Genomic DNA, 18,939 nt, shown 5'->3' on the forward strand with positions numbered 1-18,939 from the left:
CTTTATGTTTTCTTTATTTCTGGAGCAGCTTCTGAACGGCCTTCAGTCGGGGGTCATGCTGTTTCTGATGGCATCGGGTCTGACGCTTGTTTTTGGTGTCATGGGGCTGATCAATCTGGCGCATGGGTCGCTTTACATGGTGGGCGCGTTTGCGTGCGCGGCCGTTGCGGCATGGACCGGTTCATTCTGGCTGGGGCTTGTGGCGAGTTTGATGGCGGCCGCCCTTGCGGGGGCGCTGGTCGAGATGCTGGTGATCCGCAGGCTTTATAAACGTGATCACCTTGATCAGGTGCTGGCGACATTTGCGCTTATTCTTATTTTTTCCGAAGGAACCCGGTGGATTTTCGGATCTTTCCCGCTGTTTTTAAATGTCCCCGAAGCCCTTTCGGGCACGGTGACGATGCCCGGTGGATCGGAATATCCGATTTTCCGGCTGGCGATTATTGTTGCCGGTCTGATTGTGGCGGCGGGTCTTTTTGCCCTGATTGGCAAGACGCGGCTTGGCACGCGCATCCGCGCCGGTGAAGCCGACCGCGAAATGATTGCGGCACTCGGGATCAATATCGACCGGCTTTATACGGTTGTTTTTGCCCTTGGCGCAGCTCTGGCCGGGCTTGCGGGGGCGTTTGTCGGAACCACGCAATCGGTACAGGTCGGCATGGGCGAGCCGGTTCTGATTTTGGCATTCGTTGTCATCGTGATTGGCGGGATCGGGTCGATCAAAGGCGCACTTATCGGATCGCTCCTGGTTGGGTTTACCGACACGATGGGGCGATTTTTGCTGCCCATCGGGTTCGAGGCGTTTTTTGATCCGGCAAGTGCGACGGCGATTGGGTCGGCCCTTGCATCGATGCTGATTTATATCGTTATGGCGCTGGTGCTTTTCCTGCGGCCAAGCGGTTTGTTCGGGACGGAAGCCTGATATGAGCATGAACCGCGAAACCATCCTTAATATCGTTCTGGCGGCGTTGCTGATTGCGGTGCCGGTGATCGCACAGATCATGGGCGAGCCGTTTATCATTACCCTTGCGACCAAGGTTGCGATCCTTGGCATGGCGGGGGTCGGGCTTAATATCGCACTTGGCTATGGCGGGCTTGTATCGTTTGGCCATGCGGCGTTTTTCGGGATCGGGGGCTATGCCGCCGGTATCCTTGCCAGCCATGCGCTGAATTACGAGCCGATCATGACGGCGCCGTTTGAAATCAACGGTACGACACAGATGATTGTCATCTGGATTGTGGCCTTGATTGCATCCGCACTGGTCGCCCTTCTGATCGGGGCGATCACGCTTCGGACCAGTGGTGTCTATTTCATCATGATCACGCTGGCCTTTGCGCAGATGATCTATTATTTCGCGATTTCCTGGCCGGCTTACGGTGGGGAAGACGGGCTTTCGATCTATGTGCGCAACAGCTTCCCGGGCCTGAACACACTTGATCCGATCAGCTTCTTTGCGCTGTGTGCCGCGATGCTGGGCGTTGCGATTGCGTTTTCAGCGGTGCTTATCCGGTCGCGGTTTGGTTTGGCCCTGCATGGGGCGCGGCAAAACAGCCAGCGCATGATGGCGATTGGTATTGCGCCGTTTCGTGTGCGTCTGGTGGCGTTTGTGATTTCGGCGATGATTACCGCATGGGCCGGTGCGCTTTATGCCGACCTGAACCGGTTTGTCAGCCCGTCGATGCTGTCATGGCATATGTCGGGTGAAATCATGGTGTTTGTCATTCTTGGCGGGGTCGGGCGGCTGTTTGGTCCGGTTGCGGGGGCGGCACTTTACATCATTCTGGAACATCTTCTGGGCGGCATGTTCGAATATTGGCAATTGCCGCTGGGTATTCTGTTGCTGGTGGTGGTGCTGTTTGCACGCGGTGGCCTGATCGGCCTTCTGGCGGGGGAGCGCAAACATGCCTGAAGCCATTCTTTCACTATCCAATGTCACCAAGCAGTTTGGCGCGTTGCTGGCGAGTGACAATGTGTCGCTGGACCTTATGCCCGGTGAAATCCATGCCCTGATCGGGCCGAACGGGGCGGGCAAATCCACCCTGATCAAGCAGATCGCGGGCGAGATCAAATCTGATAGCGGCAACATCCGCTTTGCCGGACGCGATATCGGCGATCTGGATGCGGTGGAACGATCCCGCATGGGATTGGCGCGGACGTTTCAGGTGTCGTCCCTGATGCCGGAATTCTCCGTCCTGCAAAACGTGGTTCTGGCGCAGCAATCGGTCAGCGGGAAAATCTTCCGGTTTTTCAAACCGGTTCTGAGCGATGCGTCGCTTCTTGAACCGGCGATGGCGCAGTTGGAGCGGGTTGGCCTTGCCGACCGGGCCCAGATGCGGGCGGCCGACATATCGCACGGCGAACGCAGGCAGCTTGAAATGGCGGTTGCGCTTGCGCTTAAGCCGCGTGCCTTTTTGCTCGACGAGCCGATGGCGGGCATGGGGCCGGAAGGCTCCAAACGTTTGACCGGGTTCCTTGACGGATTGCGGGCAGAGGCGCCGATCCTTCTGGTCGAACATGATATGGACGCGGTCTTTGCGCTGGCCGACCGGATTTCGGTTCTGGTTTATGGTCGGGTGATTGCGACCGGAACGGTTGACGATATTCGTGGCAATGAAGACGTCAAGCGGGCGTACTTGGGAGAGGAAGCCTGATCATGAGCGCACTTCTGGAAGTATCAGGCATCACCGCATTTTATGGTGCGTCGCAGGCATTGTTTGGTGTCGATCTGATCGTGAATGAGGGCGAGGCGGTCGCGCTTATGGGGCGCAACGGCATGGGCAAGACCACGACGATCAAGACCATCTGCCGGATGATGAGCCACCGGGATGGCGAGGTCCGCTTTGCCGATACCGATCTTGCGAAACTGCCATCGCACAAGGCCGCCCGGCTTGGCATCGGGCTTGTCCCCGAAGGGCGGCGGTGCTTTGCCCGGTTAAGCGTGATGGAAAACCTGATGGCGGCAGCACGGGCCGGTGAATGGGATTTTGACCGGGTGTCGGACCTTTTCCCACGGCTTGCCGAGCGGCGCGATCAGAAGGCGATGACGCTTTCGGGTGGGGAGCAGCAGATGCTGGCCATCGGTCGGGCATTGATGACCAACCCACGGCTTCTGATCCTTGATGAGGCGACCGAGGGACTGGCGCCGGTGGTGCGCCAAGAGATTTGGGCTGCGATCAACCGGTTGAAGCAATCCGGCCTTTCGATCCTTGTCGTTGACAAGTCGCTTAAAGAATTATCCGGCGTGGCGGACCGTTATGTGGTGGTCGAAAAGGGCGTTACCGCATGGACGGGGGCGGTCGGTGATTTGACCGACGACCTTGCCGACCGGTATCTGGGGGTATGAGATGACAGCATTTACCTATGCCCAGAAAGTCCTGTTCCAGCATTGCGACCCGGCGGGGATCGTTTTCTATCCTCGCTATTTCGAAATGATCAATGCGACGGTTGAGGAATGGTTTGAGGCCCGTATCGGCTTCAGCTTTGCGCAGATGCATGGCGTGGACGAGGTGGCGGTGCCGACCGCAGGGCTTCAGATTGCCTTTAAAGCGCCAAGCCGCCTTGGCGAGATGCTGGAATTCCGGCTGGTGCCGAAACGGTTGGGGCGGTCGAGCCTTGACCTTGAAATCACGGCTGTCTGTGGCGACGAGCAACGCCTTTCGATGACAGCGACGCTGGTGTTTACCAGAAGGGGTGCCGGGAAATCGGTGCCGTGGCCCGATGATTTGCGTGCCAAAATCGACAACGAAATCAATGAAATGGTAGAAAAAGATGCATAAAATCATTCAGCCAGACGGATGGAAACCGCCCAAGGGTTACGCAAATGGCGTGCTGGCCGACGGGGTGCCGCTTTATATCGGCGGGCAGATCGGCTGGAACGCTGATCAGGTCTTTGTCGCCAAGGATTTCGTCGGTCAGATGGAACAGGCGTTGCGCAATATCGTCGATGTGCTGGAGGCCGCCGGTGGCGGGCCGGAGCACCTGACACGGCTGACATGGTATGTGGTCGACAAGAAGGAATATCTTGCGAAACAGCGCGAGGTCGGCGAGGCGTATCGCCGCGTGCTTGGCAAGAATTTCCCGGCGATGACGATGGTTGTGGTAAGTGCCCTTGTCGAAGACGAAGCCCTGATCGAGATCGAGGCGACGGCATCGATCCCGGCGGATAGAAACGCGGCCTGAAACGCAAAACCCCGGCAGATGCCGGGGTTTTTGTTGGGTCGGTAAATTCAGATTTGCCGGAAGATCAGGGACGTGTTGATGCCGCCAAAGGCGAAATTGTTGCTCATCATATGTTCGGCCGAAAGGCTTCTGGCGTCGCCAAAGATGTAATCAAGTTCGGCGCATTCCGGGTCGACCTGTTCAAGATTGGCGGTGGCGACAAATTTGCCTTCGCGCATCATTTCAAGGCCCAGCCACGCCTCGATGGCACCACAAGCGCCAAGGCTGTGGCCGAAATGGCCCTTGAGCGTGTGCATCGGAATGGCGCGGTCAAACACCGCGCGGGTCGCCTTGCTTTCGGCAAGGTCGCCATGATCGGTTGCGGTGCCGTGGCCATTGACGATATCGATATCCGATGATGACAGCCCGGCAGTTTCAAGCGATTTGCGAAGCGCGACTTCCATTTTATCCGCCGCGGGTTGGGTAATATGTGCGCCGTCCGAATTGCTGGCGAAGCCGACGATTTCGCCGTAAATCGTGGCGCCGCGGGCCTTGGCGTGTTCGTATTCTTCCAGAATAAGCGTTCCGGCCCCTTCGCCGATCACCAGACCATCGCGCCTGGCATCATAGGGACGCGGGGAGAGTTCCGGGGCGTCGTTGGACGTACTTGTGGCAAACAGGGTATCGAACACGGCGACCATGGTGGGGCAGAGTTCTTCGGCCCCGCCCGCGATCATCAGATCCTGCATGCCGAATTTGATTGCCTCGTACGCATATCCGATCCCCATGCTGCCCGATGTGCAGGCGGTCGAGGTCGGGATGATGCGCCCGGAAATGCCATAGAGCACGCCGATATTGACGGCTGCCGTGTGGCTCATCATCTGGATGTAGCTGGTGGCGGTGATGGCGTTGCTGTCGCCATGTTCCATCAGGCGGGTGAAGCCGAGAACGGGCGGGGTGCTGCCAAATGACGAGCCATAGGCAATGCCAAGACGCCCGCCCTGAAGAATGGCGGTATCATCACGAAGGCCCGCCATTTCAAGTGCCTTGTCGGTGGCATCAACCGACATCTGCGCGACACGGCCCATGCTGCGAAGCTGTTTGCGGTTGAATTTACCCTTGAGCGTGAAATCCTGCACCGGGGCTGCCAGGCGGGTACGCAGATCATATTTGCCATCCCAGTCATCCATGCGCCGGATGCCGGTTTCGCCCGCTGCCATGCGCGATGAAATGGTTTCCCAGTTATCGCCGAGCGCCGTGATGCCCGCCATGCCGGTGACGACAACGCGGCGGGTGGAGGATGTGTTGCTCATAACATGCCCCCATTCACACTGATGATCTGGCGTGTGATGTAGGAGGCATCGGAACTGCACAGAAATGCGATGGTGCCCGCGACCTCGTCGGTTGTGCCATAGCGGCGCATCGGGATCATCGCCTTGACCTCGTCCGCGGGCAGGTCGCCGGTCATCTGGGTTTCGATCACGCCAGGTGCGACGGCATTGACGGTGATCTTGCGTTTGGCGAGTTCAAGGGCAAGCGATTTGACCGCCCCGATGATCCCGGCCTTTGACGCCGCATAATTCACCTGTCCGCGATTGCCAGCAATCCCGGCGATGGAGGTGAGCGCCACGATACGCCCGCCCTTGCGCCGTTGAATGATCGGCATGATCAGCGGTTTGATCACATTGTAAAAACCATCGAGATTGGTGTGCAGAACCCGGTCCCAATCGTCGTCTTCAAGGGCGGGAAACGGTCCATCGCGGGTCAGCCCGGCATTGAGGATCACGCCATAGGGGGCGCCATGATCGGCAATGTCGGCCTCGATTGCGGTGCGCGTCGCGTCGCGGTCAGCGATATCGAACCGGATCAGGCGGGCATTGCGGCCAAGGGCAATGATGTCATCACGGACGGCTTCGGCCCCGGTTTGATCGGAATGATAATGGACGACGATATCAAAACCGTCCCTTGCAAGGCGGCGCGCGGTGGCGGCACCGATCCCCTTGCTTGCACCTGTTACCAGAATGGTTTCTGTCATGGCTTTGTCGTTTCTTGGTTGCTGGTTGGGGTTTCGGATGCGGCGTCATCTGGCTGATAGACATTGATGCGGGCGGTCACAAGGGTTTCGTCACCTTTGCGGACTTCGCCGTCAAACACACCCATTTCGCCGTCTTCGAAGATGTTTTTCACATGGATGACAAGTACATCGCCATCGGCAAAGCCGTCGCACGCCATGGTCATTTTGCGGGTACCCAGCAGATAGCCGATTTTGGGGGCAGTGCCGGGGGCGGCAGACTGGGCACGCCAGCCGCTATAGGCGGCCACCGACTGGGCGATATATTCAATCCCGACATAGGCGGGGACGCCGTGCGTGGGGGTGAAGAACAGGCTGTCTTTGGTGATGCGGACCTCTGCCGTCAGGCTTTCGGCATCGGCGGCGAGAATGCGGTCGATCAGAAGCATCGGGGCCGCGTGCGGCACCAGTGTGTCGACGGGCGGGAAGGCGGGTTTTACAGACGCATTCATGTGCGGTTCCCCCGGTTCCAGCCCCGGCCCAGAATGACCGAGACGTTGCTGCCGCCAAAGGCAAACGAGTTGCTCATTATCGCCAGCCGATCCGCGGGCGGCAATTTCGTGCCCGGTCTGGTCACCAGATTGATGTCGGGAATTTCGGGATCAGTCGCACCATCCCAGATATGACGTGGCAGGGGGGCACCTTGGGCGGCATTGCAAAGCGATAGCCACAGCATGGCGGCTTCGATGGCGCCCGCTGCACCCAGCGTATGACCGGTCATGGGCTTGGTGGAGCTTGCCGGGACGTTGGCACCCAGAACATCACAAACTGCACGGGCTTCCATCCCGTCATTAAGCGGGGTCGCGGTGCCGTGCAGATTGATATAGGCGATGTCGGATGGTTTGAGTTTGGCATTGGAAAGCGCGTTTTGCATGGCCATTGCCGCCCCCCGGCCATCGGGATGCGGCGCATTGGGGTGATGGGCGTCGGAGCTTTCACCGACACCGAGCAATTCGATGGCACCCATATTGGCATTGGCATTACGGCGTAGGATGAAGATCGCGGCCCCTTCGCCGATATTGATACCGTCGCGATTGATGCTCATCGGGTTGCAGATGCCGCTTGATACCGATTGCAGGGCATCAAAGCCGCGCACGGTCAGACGGCAGAGACTATCGACGCCGCCGACCAGAACCGCATCGCACAGCCCGGTATTGATCAGGCGCGCCCCGGCGGCGAAGGCCTTGGCACTCGACGAGCAGGCGGTTGAAATCGCATAAGATGGTCCGCCAAGATCAAAGGCGTCGCGCAGGAAATCCGCAGGCGATCCGATTTCCTGATGGCTATACAGGAACGTTTCGGGGAAGGCACCGCCATCAAGGGCGGCTTCGTAATCGGTTGTGCCTTCTTCGATGCCCGATGTGCTGGTGCCGATGATGACGCCAATGCGGGCGCGACCAATATCGGCAATCAGATCGGTGATGTCGGTTTCGATCTGTCGGGTTGCGGCCCAAAGCAGGCGGTTGTTGCGGGTATCGTGGCGGGCAAGGTTTTCGGGTAGCGGTTCGGGATCATGCGTGACGGTGCCAAGGATCGTGGTGCGGTCGGGCAGGAAGCCGTCGCGTGCGATCATGTCCGCCGGGCGATCGCCAAACAGGGTTGTGCGGCTTTCATCGATCCCGCTGCCAAGGGCCGATACGATGCCAAGGGCGGAAAGATAGAGCGAACCCGGCGTCATGATGACGATCCGGTCCGTTGTGAACGGATCGTGATGGCATAGCCAAACCGTTCATTGCGCAAGTTTGCCACCCCCTGCCAGACATCGCGGATCGGGCGTTCGATCCGGGCGTAGGCGCGGCCGCTGTCATCCATGCGAAGCATGCGTTCACCCATGGTTTCACGGATCGACATATTGCCCGGCAGGGCGTCGCGCACGACATCCAGCGGCCAATAGACCATGATGATATCGGCAAGCATGCGCCTGGCATCAAGCGTTTTGGGCAGCCAGTCGGCGGTTTGAACCGACAGGGCATCGGTCGTCCAGTCGATATCAATCGCGCGACGGCCCAGATCATCGATCATGACGATGCGGACATGATCGCGTTCAAGGAACAGGCGGGCCTGAAAGGTGCCGGTTTCGGTTTCGTTGCTGCTGATGTTTTTCCAGCTTGCCGTGACCTGCTGGGTGACGTCGATGGCGTCATCATCGGCCCATGGCTGTTCGGGCAGGGTGAATTCGTAACCCTCGTCAAGCATCACGGTTTGCGCCGGGGCCGATGTGAAGACGTCCGGCATGGAAAAGTCGGGCATCGTCAGATCGGGCATGTTCATTGTTTCACAGGCGCTCAGGCCCGTGGCAAGCATGCCAGCGACAAGGGTTTTTACGACGACGGAGCGCATAGATCGTGCAACATCTCAAGATAGCGTTCGGTTTTGGCGACCAGCGGGTTTTCCATATTCCATGCATAACCTGCAAGGATCGAAACGACCATACGTTTCAGTTGTGAATCGTCATCAGGCTGATTGAAAATAATCGTCTGTAACCGTCCGTCATACCATGCATCGACGTAAGCCCGGAACGTATCGACCCCCTTTGACAGTGGTTCGGCGAAATCCATGTTCCAGTCAACGGCATTGCCATTATGACGCGCGATCAAGGCCTTGGCGGCCAGTTCGGCGGAATGCATGGCAATGGTGACCCCCGATGAAAAGACCGGATCAAGGAAGCCCGCCGAATTGCCCAGCAGCACATAACCATCGCCAAAAAGTTTTTCCGATTGCGCGCTATATCCGGCGATGGAATTGAGATCGCGGATTGGTTCGGCATTGCCCAGAAGGCTTCCGAGACGTGTATCGTTGATCAGCTTATTGAAAATGTCCTGATCGGACATGCCGGCAAAGGCCGGGTCAGTATCGCGATAGATCGCACCGACGGACGCGGTGCCATCGGAAAACGGGATCAGCCAGTACCAGATTTCATGACGGGTTGGATGCACCGTGATCAGGATTTTTTCGCGGTCATAACCGGGATCGGTAATGTGATCGCGCATATGGGTGAAAAGGGCACGGCGTTCAATCGACTTGCCGGCGCGGGCAAGGCCGAGCATCCGGGGAAGGACCCGGCCATAGCCACTGGCATCGACCACGAACCCGGCGCGGAGTTCACCGGGATTGCCGTTTTCATCGGTGAAGACAAGACGGCAATCGCCATCGGCAAGTTGTGCCGATGTGACGCGGTGGCCAAAGCGGATATCGACCCCGGCGCGGGCGGTTTCACCTGCCAGAATCTGATCAAAGCGGGCGCGTTTGACCTGAAACGTCGTGCCCCAGCAATCGGATGGTTCGAAATTCTGGCGGAAATCAATCGACATATATTGGGCCCCGCATTCGAAGACGGCACCGTTTTTAAACTGGAACCCGGCATCGGTCACGGCATCCAGAAGACCCGCGCGTTCCAGCACATTCATGCAATTGGGCAGCAGGCTTTCGCCGATCACGAAGCGCGGGAATGTTTCGGCTTCGAGCACGGTAACGGCCATGCCGGCATCATGCAGGAATTTGGCAATGACCGATCCGGCAGGCCCGGCACCGATGACGGCGATATCGCAATCGGGTCTCACTGTTCCTGTCCCCGCTGATTTTGGGTTTGGGTGTTATTATTTGTTTCTGTCGGTGCGGTCATCCAGAAGGCCAGGAACCATGCCCCGATCAGGCCGATGGCAATCACCGATCCGATATCGCGCACCAGCGGTACGGATGATGTGGCAAGCAGGCCAAAGGCAAGCACACTGCTGATCAGCGACAGCAATACCGCAAGGCGCGTGTCGTCGTCATGGGTTCCGTTGCGGCTTTCGGCCAGAAACAGCACGTAATCCGCGCCAATGGCAAAGACCAGAAACAGCGCCATGGTGGTAAAGAAGCTTTGGACGATGCCAAAGGCATAGCCGCCCAGCACGGCAAACAGGATCGCCCCGGCGGGCGCGGCAAAAACGCAGATGCCGGTTTGAAGCCCGTAACGCAAAACCGCAAGGATGGCGGCGACACAAAGCGCACCGCCCAAGGCAATCCATGCCCACAGGCGATAGGCGGCAAACTGGTTGCTGATCGCGGTGGGTGGATTGATCAGGGTGACGTTTTGGATACGGCCAAGGGCGGTGCGGATGGCGTCAATATCGGTGGCGTTGCGAAGGCGGATGATGTCCGATCCTCCGGAATGTAGGCGGGTGATTTCGGGCAATGTCCTTGCCGCGTTGTCATCGGGGACAAGGTAATCGGCGTTTTTATTCGGTGCGGTGATCGTGACCGGCAATTGATCGGAAAGAGCGGCGCCAAAACGATCATAAAGGCCATTTGTGACCAGATCGCGGTTTTCGGTTTGCCGGGGGATCGAGGGGATCAGATCGGACAGGCCGATCATGCCGCCAAGCCGGTTATCCATGATCAGCGGTGTCAGGGCATCGCTTACTGCTTCGCCGGTTTCAAGGCGGGCTTGGGGATCATCCCCGTCAATGCGGATGAAGACGGGGCTGCCGCCAAGGCCGAGGATATCGGCGATGTTTCCGGCGTCTGATATCAGGGAGTCATTGCCGTGGCCGAACTGGCGGATATCGTTATTGCCGGGGATCAGGACGGCCGCAAGGGCAAGGGTGATGATGATCGCGGCACTTGCGATCAGCCGGACCCGGATCGGGGCGAATGTTTTGCCAAGGGCGACTTGCAATCCGTCATGCAGTTTGCGGATCGGCGAGGAAGACCTGACATCACGGGCCGGGATCAGGGGCAGCAGGAACAGCACCGAACAATAGGCAGCGACCAGACCGGCAACGGAATAAACCGCGATCTGGGACAGCAATTGGGTGGGGCTGAGTGACAGCGCGCCAAAGCCGATCACGGATGTCAGAAGGCCAAGGCTTAGCCCCGGTCTGATTTTACGCAGCCGGTCAACATGCGACCCGGCGGCAGAGCGCAGCACAAGGTAATGCAGGGCATAATCGACCGAAATGCCGATCATGGTCGCACCAAACACCAGCGCAATCGCATGGATGGTGGGGAAGATCGCGACCACGGCGGCGAGCCCCGCCAAAAGGCCGCTGCCGACGACGAGAAGAGCCCCCAGAAGCGGGATGGGCGAGTAGAACACCAGTCCGATCATCACAAGGATGCCGATGGTCGCGATGATCGCAATGCGTTGCACATCGGATTGCGCACGGGTGGCTTCTGCCACGGCAAAGAAAATCTGGCCGGTTTTGGCGGTATTCAGGCCGGGGGTGGCATTGGTGACGGATTGCAGGGCCGCGTTGGCCCCGGTGACCCATGCCCGATCCGTACCGGCACTTCGCAGGTCGGGTGACAGGCTTGCCATCACCGGCAGGTAAAATTGCCCGTCGCGGGTGATGATATCGTTACCGGTGCCGAGCTTGGTGCCAAGGTCGGACAGGAACGCGGGCAGCAGGGCGAACGGGTCCTGTTTTAGCGACTGGCTGCTGAGCGTTGTGGCCGGGGAATAGAGGTTCTGGATGGCGCGGCGATAAAGGGCTTCGGCATCACCATCTGCCAGTTTTTGGCGATCAGCCGGAGACAGCAGGCTGTTGGCGTGCGGGCCATAAAGCGTCATCAGATCGGCGAAGCGGTCATTGTTGTGACCGGGAAGGGTGATGGCCTGCGTGCCATCAAGGGCCGCGATCCGGCCCGCGAAATCAGTGGCGGCGGTTTCAAGCGTGTCGCGATTGGCGTGCGAGAGCATGAAGATCGCCTGCTGACCATCATTTGCCAGCAGGTGGCGGACGGTGGCGATGTCGCTTTGCGGGCCATTCTGCGTGGCATTTTCCTGCCCGATCAGGGACAGGATATCGGCATCGATCCCGGTATGGCCGCCGCGCAATTGCCAGGTGGCGAAAACCGCCATCGCGATCAGGCACAGGGCCCAGAGGGGTGCGCGCAATGCCATTACTGACCTGTGCCGGTCAGAAGGGCGGCAAATTCGGGTGGTAGCGGCAGGCCTTGCAATGACTGATCGGAAAGGGTGATGGCATCATGATCACCGGTCGGTTTTTCGAGGCGGACATTTTCGACAAAATCGTTGCCGGTGGTAGTGATTTTGCTGATCTGGTTTTGGATGGTGCTGCCGTCCTTTGGCGTCAGGATGACCTGCCATGTGCCGTTTTCGGTTGTGTCCTTGGCGATGTCAAAGCGCTGCTCCAGCGGTTGCCAGTTTCCGGCAAGGACGGCCGAAATCAGTTCGACAAACTGGCGGAACTGATCACCGCGTGCCAGTTCGTCGCGGTTGCCCTGATCATCGATCCGGGTGATGCCGTGATCATCAAGGATCGTGGTGCCGGGAAACGGTTGCAACGTGCGCCAGACCAGCCCGTTTGCAGGGGACAGGACGAAATCGCCGTTCGAGGTGAGCGGTTTTTCAAAGCCGTCAAGATGGCGGTCCATGGTGAAACTGCCGCCGAGATATTGTTCGGTGCCGATGGTCGCCGGGGCCGGAATGTCATCCGCCCGTGCGGTGCCGATCATGCTGGCAGTCAGCAGGATGGCGGTTGCGACGGATGCGATCAGGCGGCGGATCGGAATCAAACAAGGGCCTCCATCTTTTCGATGAAGAAATCGGGGCTGCGATAGAGCATTTCGCCGCTGGATTTTTCGACCGCGACCTGAATGGTGAAGCCCTTGGTCAGCTTTTCACCGGTTTTGCTGTCGCTGACCAGATAGTCGATTTTAAGCCGGTTTTCATATTCGCGAAGTGTGGCTGTGATCGTGATGTTCTGCCCGAAGGTACAGGGGCGGACATATTTGACCCGCATATCCACCACCGGCCAGACATAGCCCGACGCATCCATTTGCGGATAGTTGTAGTCGACCTTGTCGAGTAAGGCGCAGCGGGCATTTTCAAAGAACTGCACGTAATTGCCGTGCCAGACGACATTCATCGGGTCAAGGTGATAGAACTGCACCGTTTCGGTGACCGACGCACTGATCATGATGCCAGATCCCCGCCATAAAGCGCCCAATGACGTGATTGAATGCGATCAATCAGAAGGCGGAGGGTTGCTTCAAGCGGCTGGTCTTCGGCGATGAATGGGATGTCGGTGCCAAGCGCATCCAGGAAGGTTGTGATGTCGCTGCCAAGCTGATCGGATTTGATATCACCGTTTTTAAGGCGCAGCGTGATCGCCTGTTTGACGGCGATAAGGTTGGCCGCCGCGACCTGTTCGGTCAGTTGCAGGATGCGCAGACAATCACGCGCGGCAATCGTTCCCATGCTGACCTTGTCTTGGTTATGGCATTCGGTCGAACGGGAAAAGACGCTGGCGGGCATGGTGTTTTTCAATGCCTCGGCCGTCCAGGCGGAAACGCCGATCTGAACGGCCTTCAGCCCATGATTGATTGAGGCGCGATCGGCATCCGACCCCGACAGGTTCGATGGCAGGCCGTGATTGAATTTGGTATCGACCAGAAGCGCCATCTGCCGATCCATCAGATCGGCCAGATTGGCGATCAGGGTTTTCATGCCATCGGCGACAAAGGCAACATGCCCGCCATAAAAATGACCGCCATGCAGGATGGTTTCGCCTTCGACATCGATCAGCGGGTTGTCATTGGCACTGTTCAGTTCGGTTTCAAGCGTTGTGCGGAAAGTCGGCATCATGTCGGCCAGAACACCGATGACATGCGGCGCACAGCGCAGCGAATAACGATCCTGCAACCGGGCCGGGGCATAATTCGTGCCGAGGTCGGCAAGGTCGGTTTCGATAAAGGCGGCAATGCGGGCCTGCCCCGGATGGGGTTTAGCAGCAAACAGGCGTTTGTCAAAATGGGCGGGATTGCCCAGCAACCCGATAGAGGCAAGTGCTGTGATGCGTACGGTCAGGCGGCAGAGGTAATCCGCACGCACGAAAGCCTGACACATCATGGCGGTCATGACCGATGTGCCATTCATGATGGCGAGGGCTTCCTTGGGACGCAGCGTTAACGGCGTTAACCCGGACGTAGCAAGCGCATCAAGGGCGGTCATTTTCTGGCCGCGATAAAGCACATCGCGTTCACCGATGAGCGCCGCGGCAACATAGGAAAGCGGGGTCAGATCGCCGCTGGCACCGACCGATCCTTCTTCGGGGATCAGCGGCGTGATGTCATGTTCGAGAAGGCCGGCAAGCTGGCGCAGAAGATCAAGACTGACGCCGGAATAGCCGGTGCACAGCGATGCCAGCCGGACGGCAAGGACGGCGCGCGCCTGATCGGGCCTGAGGATATCGCCAAGGCCGCAACCGTGAAACCGGCTGAGATGCAGTGGCAGTTCGGCGACCAGTTCGGGCGGCACGCGGCGCGAAACGGAATCGCCATAGCCGGTGGTCACACCATAGATATGGCCGTGATCACGTAACTCCCGATCAAGGAAATCGGCCCCGGCCTGAATGCGGGTGGTGAATTCCGGGCCGGATGACAGGACGGGCAGGGCGCGTTGTTCGGCAAGGGCAACGATATCTTCGATGCGCAGGTTTTCCTCGCCAAACAGGACAGTGGTGCGGCTGTTATTCATTGTTGTCCTTTTTATTCGCCCAGAAGTCATAGAAATTGAACCATTGCAGCGGCCGCGTCACAACAAGCTTTTCAAGCCAGCCTGCATATTGTTCGGCATATTCGGTGATTTTACCGACCCGGTTGGCACGCGGCAGGGTTATTTTATCGGCCAGTTTTTCCCATGCGATTTCAAACCGGTTGCCGTTGCGCCATGCTGCGGCCATGTAAACCGGGCATTGCAGCAGATGGGCCAGAACAAACGGCCCCTGCGGGAAGGGGGCCGGATCGCCCAGAAACGGGACGCGCACGGATTTATCGCGGGCACCGATGGCAACGCGATCCGCCGCAATCACGATCCATTCGCCGCGTTCGACCTTTTCACGCAGCAGCATCGCGGTATCGGGGCCGATTTCGGTGACCTCGATCAGATCAACCTGGCTTTCGGGGGCGAATTTTTGCAGGACACGGCCAAAGCGGGCCGCGTTTTTTTGATGCAACAGCACATTGACGCGAAAGTCGCGGTCGCGGCTGGCGATGGCGCGGACCAGTTCGATATTGCCGAAATGGGATACGAACAGGATGACGGCCTGATCACGTGGCATATAGTCAAACAGGCTTTCGGCGTGATCGGGCAGGTCAAGATCATCGATCTTCAATTCGCCCGACCATGCGGCGATCTTATCCAGCGCGCTTTCGCCGAAATTCATGAAATGGCGGAAACTGTCACGCAGGCCCGGTTTGGGTTGGCCGGTGATGGCGGCAATCCGGGTCAGGAAATCCTGCGAAGCCCGCCTTGCAATTCGCCCGGTGGCAAAGAAATAGGCGATGATCGGAAACATCACGACCATGCAAAGCCGACGCCCGCCGTAACGGTAAACCATGCCAAGGAACCGGATGCCCCAATACATGCCGCGTTCATCAATTTCCGACCAGTGCCGGGCGGAACTGCCCGCGGTTTCAGGATGTGTTTCGGGATCAATGCCGGTGCGGTGTTTCTGCCCGAAATGACCACCACGCGCGATGAAGCCCGGCAGGCGGATCAGCATGCCAAAGAACAGACGGGTGTGCATCCAACTGATCAGGACATTGTCCTTCCACATGCGGAAGTTCGATGTGTTGTTTTCGGGATATGTGACTTCGGTCGGGACGTGATGGATCGGGACACCGCGCCAGTAAAGGCGCACCATCAGTTCGGTATCGAAATCCATTTTATGGCCGCAGCCTTCTTCGCGCCAGACGGCAAGGCTTTCGGAAACCGGATACACGCGAAAGCCGCACATGCTATCGCGGATATGGGTGGATAATGTTTCGATCCAGACCCAGACATGGGAAATCCAGCGCCCGATGCGGCGTTTTTCAGGGATGCTGTCATCATAGACCGGAAGGCCGGTGATAAGGGCCGCCGGGTCTTCGCGGGCGATGCGGATCATTTCTTCGATCCGGTCAAGATTGTGCTGCCCGTCGGCATCGACCTGAATGGCGTGGGTGAAACCGGCGCGTTCAGCCATGGCAAGGCCCGCCATCACCGCCACACCCTTGCCGCCATTTTCATCGAGATGCTGACAGGTAACCCCGTTTTCGGGATCGTGCAGGCTGGCCACAACGTCGTGCGTTTGCACGTTCGATCCGTCATCAATGATGATCACCGGCAGATCATATTCGCGGATGCGCGCCACGACATCAGCCAGGACGTCATGATGGTTATGGGTCGGGATGACGGAACAGATTTTCATGAGGCAGCCTCGCGCCATTTCAGAATACCGGAGCTGTGATCACCTTCGGCGTCGGAATGATAGCGGAACTTGATTTTCGCACTGTCGCGGTTGCAATCAAGTTCCAGCATCACGGTCGATCCCGGTGTGATCGGCTTGCGGTATTTAAGTTGTGTAACTTCACCGATGGTGACCGGTACGTCAAAAAGCGCTGCGGCCTGATCCACGGCCCAGTGCAGTTGCACCACCCCGGGCAGGATCGGCATGCCGGGAAAATGGCCACGGAAATAAAGCAGATCCACCGGCAGGTGCAGCGACAGGTTGACGCGGTCATCATCGCGATTTTGTATAACGATTTCAGGCGTTAAAGGTTCCATTTCGGCAAAAAGAGCGCGCAGCAAATGAAGCGGGCGTTTGCCCTGGCTGTCGGATGGCAGCTGATCGACAAAGCGCCAGCGTTGCGGCAGGGCAGCGTCGTCTTCGAATTTGGCGATTTCACGCCGCAATTGCCGGCCCATGCGAAACCGCCCGATATCGGCCAGCATATCGCGGCCGGCGGGTGACAGCACGGCCACCACGCCAAGGCGGCGGTCATTTTCATCGGGGGTCAGGGCAATGGCGTCTTCGACCAGATGGCTTTGGCGCAGATGGCGTTCAACGGCACCCAGCGAAATGCGTTTGCCTTCGACCTTGACCACCCGGTCGGCCCGGCCATGCAGGGTGAAGGTGCCGGTTGCGTCATTGATCTTTGCGATGTCTTCGGTCTGATACCAGTCATCGCCGGTGATATGGGCGGCCCGCACGCGCAGGCATCCGGCATCATTAAGCGCGACCTCGACCCCCGGTAGAGGATGCCACGGGCAGTTATCGCTGGTTTGCTGACGGTGGGCGATGCCACCGGTTTCGGTGCTGCCGTAAATTTCGGTCGGGCAGGTGCCAAGCATCGCGGTGGTTTCGGTCGCGGCTGCAAGGTCAAGCGGGCCACCCGATGAAAAGATCAGCGATGGGCGCGGCACATCTGCCAGATCGGGATGCAGGTTTTTAAGATGTGCGGGGCTTGTGATCAGGACATCGCCATTATTGATATCGCCCTGCATCATTTCCCAATAGGGGGCGGGATCGGCGGTAAAGACACGGCCCGTGATCACCGGCCAGACGATGCGGAAAATCAGGCCATAGATATGCTGATGCGATACCAGCCCGACAATGCGTGCGCCGTTCGGAATGCGCGGCTGCCAAAGCGGTTCCTGTATGGTGATTTCGGCTTCGATCAGGGCCAGTGTTTTAGGGATGGGTTTGGCATCCCCGGTCGAGCCAGATGTAAAGAATACCGCGCGGCAATCGGTTGCGGCGGGCAATGTCATGTGGCTTCCGGTATTGGTCGCAGTGGCCGAGGCTAGTCTTTCGAGGATGGCGGCGTCATCCAGATACAGATCGAACTGGTTGCTGATGCCATCAAGATAGGCGGGGCGGTCGGTTGCCGGGAAAATGACGGCGGCCCCCGCCCGCCATGCGGCGGTGATCGCGATCAGGAACAGGCGGGCCGACTGGCAATGGATGGCGATGCGCGAAGATTGGCGCAAGGTCGGATAAAGCCGGTCGATATCGGCCAAGATATCACCCGCACAGAAGACCCGGCCGCCTTCAACACAAAGGGCGGTGGCGGCGTTTTTCGGATCATGCAGGTTTGCGATAAAGCCGGTCATGGGGTTTCGATATTGTTTCCGGTTTTGCGATCATGGCGGGCGCGCAAGAAACGGCGGACCGGCCATTCGCCAATGAACAGGATGCCGATCAGGCCATAGGACAGAAGCCCATTATAAAGCGTCCAGATTTCCATGCTCGCATAAAGTGCCGTCCATGTGGCAATCATCGCGTTCAGCGCGAAAAATCCGATCCAGACTTTGGTCAGTTTGCGCGTATAGGCAACCGAATAGGCATCAAGATCAGGCATTTTAAGCCGTGCCAGGCGTTCGACCATCGGGCGTTCGGTAAACAGCGTGACGGTAAAAACCGTGCCCATGGTCAGGCTGACGATCACCGGATAAAAACGGATGGCGACCAGTTCGCTTGCGATGCCGCCTGCGGCGACAATGACGGCGACCAGAACCGCAAGACCGGCAGGCCCATAACGTTTTTGTAGCGCAAATGAAGCGGCACGTAACAGAACGAGGATCAGAAGCCCGATCAGGATGATCTGCGGGGAAAAGACCGTCAGTCCGAAATAGACCAGAACCGGATAGGTGATACCCAGTATGGCAAGCAGGATGGTCGCGATCCGCTTAGGAACTGACCAGGTCATGAATCTTCTCGACGACGTCATCGACGGTGCGGACAGACCGGAATTCCATGGCCGGGATTTTCTTGCCGGTGATTTCCTGGAATTTGACGATCAGGTCGACGGCATCGATGCTGTCGAGGTCAAGGTCTTCGAACAGGCGGGCGTCCGGGGTGATATCCTCGGACGGGACTTCGAAAAGTTCGACAAGGTAATCGTGAAGCTGCTGATAAACGTCCTGGCGACTTTGCAT

General features: G+C 58.3%; 20 protein-coding genes. 6 read left to right on the forward strand and 14 right to left on the reverse strand.

From position 1 onward, the window contains the following. Positions 1–4 precede the first annotated feature (4 nt). Genes AUP42_RS20825 through AUP42_RS20850 form a run of 6 tightly spaced genes read left to right on the forward strand, consistent with a single transcriptional unit; the run spans position 5 to position 4,180 of the window. Positions 5–922 carry a branched-chain amino acid ABC transporter permease gene (locus AUP42_RS20825; protein WP_062953519.1) on the forward strand — a complete coding sequence of 306 codons (918 nt, stop codon included), beginning with the start codon at positions 5–7 and terminating at the stop codon, positions 920–922. Position 923: 1 nt separating this feature from the next. Beyond that, positions 924–1,910: a branched-chain amino acid ABC transporter permease gene (locus AUP42_RS20830; protein WP_062953520.1), complete on the forward strand. Its 987-nt coding sequence runs from the start codon at positions 924–926 to the stop codon at positions 1,908–1,910. Continuing rightward, positions 1,903–2,652, forward strand: coding sequence for an ABC transporter ATP-binding protein (locus AUP42_RS20835; RefSeq protein WP_062953521.1), 750 nt, complete (start codon positions 1,903–1,905; stop codon positions 2,650–2,652). The genes AUP42_RS20830 and AUP42_RS20835 overlap by 8 nt, the downstream gene beginning before the upstream one ends. A gap of 2 nt (positions 2,653–2,654) precedes the next feature. Next, on the forward strand, positions 2,655–3,344 hold the full coding sequence (locus tag AUP42_RS20840; protein ID WP_062953522.1) for an ABC transporter ATP-binding protein: 690 nt from the start codon (positions 2,655–2,657) through the stop codon (positions 3,342–3,344). Between the two features lies 1 nt (position 3,345). Next, the gene (locus AUP42_RS20845; RefSeq protein ID WP_062953523.1) at positions 3,346–3,777 is read left to right on the forward strand and encodes an acyl-CoA thioesterase; all 432 of its coding nucleotides are present in this window, start codon (positions 3,346–3,348) and stop codon (positions 3,775–3,777) included. After that, on the forward strand, positions 3,770–4,180 hold the full coding sequence (locus AUP42_RS20850) for a RidA family protein (protein WP_037992735.1): 411 nt from the start codon (positions 3,770–3,772) through the stop codon (positions 4,178–4,180). Before AUP42_RS20845 ends, AUP42_RS20850 begins: the two co-directional genes overlap by 8 nt. A 47-nt stretch (positions 4,181–4,227) precedes the next feature. Here AUP42_RS20850 and AUP42_RS20855 read toward each other — a convergent pair whose 3' ends face one another. The 14 genes from AUP42_RS20855 to AUP42_RS20920 are packed head-to-tail and all read right to left on the reverse strand — an operon-like array spanning position 4,228 to position 18,939. Continuing rightward, on the reverse strand, positions 4,228–5,472 hold the full coding sequence (locus tag AUP42_RS20855) for a beta-ketoacyl-ACP synthase (RefSeq protein ID WP_062953524.1): 1,245 nt from the start codon (positions 5,470–5,472) through the stop codon (positions 4,228–4,230). After that, positions 5,469–6,194 carry a 3-oxoacyl-ACP reductase FabG gene (gene fabG, locus AUP42_RS20860; protein WP_062953525.1) on the reverse strand — a complete coding sequence of 242 codons (726 nt, stop codon included), beginning with the start codon at positions 6,192–6,194 and terminating at the stop codon, positions 5,469–5,471. Before fabG ends, AUP42_RS20855 begins: the two co-directional genes overlap by 4 nt. After that, positions 6,191–6,682, reverse strand: a complete 492-nt coding sequence (locus AUP42_RS20865; protein ID WP_062953526.1) for a hypothetical protein — start codon at positions 6,680–6,682, stop codon at positions 6,191–6,193. The genes fabG and AUP42_RS20865 overlap by 4 nt, the downstream gene beginning before the upstream one ends. Beyond that, positions 6,679–7,908, reverse strand: coding sequence for a beta-ketoacyl-[acyl-carrier-protein] synthase family protein (locus tag AUP42_RS20870; RefSeq protein ID WP_062953527.1), 1,230 nt, complete (start codon positions 7,906–7,908; stop codon positions 6,679–6,681). Before AUP42_RS20870 ends, AUP42_RS20865 begins: the two co-directional genes overlap by 4 nt. Then, positions 7,905–8,570: a DUF3261 domain-containing protein gene (locus AUP42_RS20875; protein ID WP_062953528.1), complete on the reverse strand. Its 666-nt coding sequence runs from the start codon at positions 8,568–8,570 to the stop codon at positions 7,905–7,907. Before AUP42_RS20875 ends, AUP42_RS20870 begins: the two co-directional genes overlap by 4 nt. After that, positions 8,552–9,790: an NAD(P)/FAD-dependent oxidoreductase gene (locus AUP42_RS20880; RefSeq protein WP_062953529.1), complete on the reverse strand. Its 1,239-nt coding sequence runs from the start codon at positions 9,788–9,790 to the stop codon at positions 8,552–8,554. Before AUP42_RS20880 ends, AUP42_RS20875 begins: the two co-directional genes overlap by 19 nt. Continuing rightward, the gene (locus tag AUP42_RS20885) at positions 9,787–12,117 is read right to left on the reverse strand and encodes an MMPL family transporter (protein ID WP_062953530.1); all 2,331 of its coding nucleotides are present in this window, start codon (positions 12,115–12,117) and stop codon (positions 9,787–9,789) included. The genes AUP42_RS20880 and AUP42_RS20885 overlap by 4 nt, the downstream gene beginning before the upstream one ends. Next, the gene (locus AUP42_RS20890; RefSeq protein WP_062953531.1) at positions 12,117–12,752 is read right to left on the reverse strand and encodes a LolA family protein; all 636 of its coding nucleotides are present in this window, start codon (positions 12,750–12,752) and stop codon (positions 12,117–12,119) included. The genes AUP42_RS20885 and AUP42_RS20890 overlap by 1 nt, the downstream gene beginning before the upstream one ends. Further along, complete coding sequence (locus AUP42_RS20895) at positions 12,749–13,156, reverse strand: acyl-CoA thioesterase (protein ID WP_062953532.1); 408 nt, start codon at positions 13,154–13,156, stop codon at positions 12,749–12,751. The genes AUP42_RS20890 and AUP42_RS20895 overlap by 4 nt, the downstream gene beginning before the upstream one ends. Further along, positions 13,153–14,715 (reverse strand): HAL/PAL/TAL family ammonia-lyase, encoded by a 1,563-nt coding sequence (locus AUP42_RS20900; protein ID WP_062953533.1) that lies wholly within the window; start codon positions 14,713–14,715, stop codon positions 13,153–13,155. Before AUP42_RS20900 ends, AUP42_RS20895 begins: the two co-directional genes overlap by 4 nt. Continuing rightward, positions 14,708–16,429: a glycosyltransferase family 2 protein gene (locus AUP42_RS20905; RefSeq protein ID WP_062953534.1), complete on the reverse strand. Its 1,722-nt coding sequence runs from the start codon at positions 16,427–16,429 to the stop codon at positions 14,708–14,710. Before AUP42_RS20905 ends, AUP42_RS20900 begins: the two co-directional genes overlap by 8 nt. Next, entirely contained in the window at positions 16,426–18,114 is a 1,689-nt protein-coding gene (locus AUP42_RS20910; RefSeq protein ID WP_062953535.1) for an AMP-binding protein, read from the reverse strand. Before AUP42_RS20910 ends, AUP42_RS20905 begins: the two co-directional genes overlap by 4 nt. Next, on the reverse strand, positions 18,111–18,710 hold the full coding sequence (locus tag AUP42_RS20915) for a hypothetical protein (RefSeq protein WP_062953536.1): 600 nt from the start codon (positions 18,708–18,710) through the stop codon (positions 18,111–18,113). Before AUP42_RS20915 ends, AUP42_RS20910 begins: the two co-directional genes overlap by 4 nt. Then, positions 18,691–18,939 carry an acyl carrier protein gene (locus AUP42_RS20920; protein ID WP_062953537.1) on the reverse strand — a complete coding sequence of 83 codons (249 nt, stop codon included), beginning with the start codon at positions 18,937–18,939 and terminating at the stop codon, positions 18,691–18,693. The genes AUP42_RS20915 and AUP42_RS20920 overlap by 20 nt, the downstream gene beginning before the upstream one ends.

This window comes from Thalassospira lucentensis (assembly GCF_001613805.1).
GTDB lineage: Bacteria > Pseudomonadota > Alphaproteobacteria > Rhodospirillales > Thalassospiraceae > Thalassospira > Thalassospira lucentensis_A.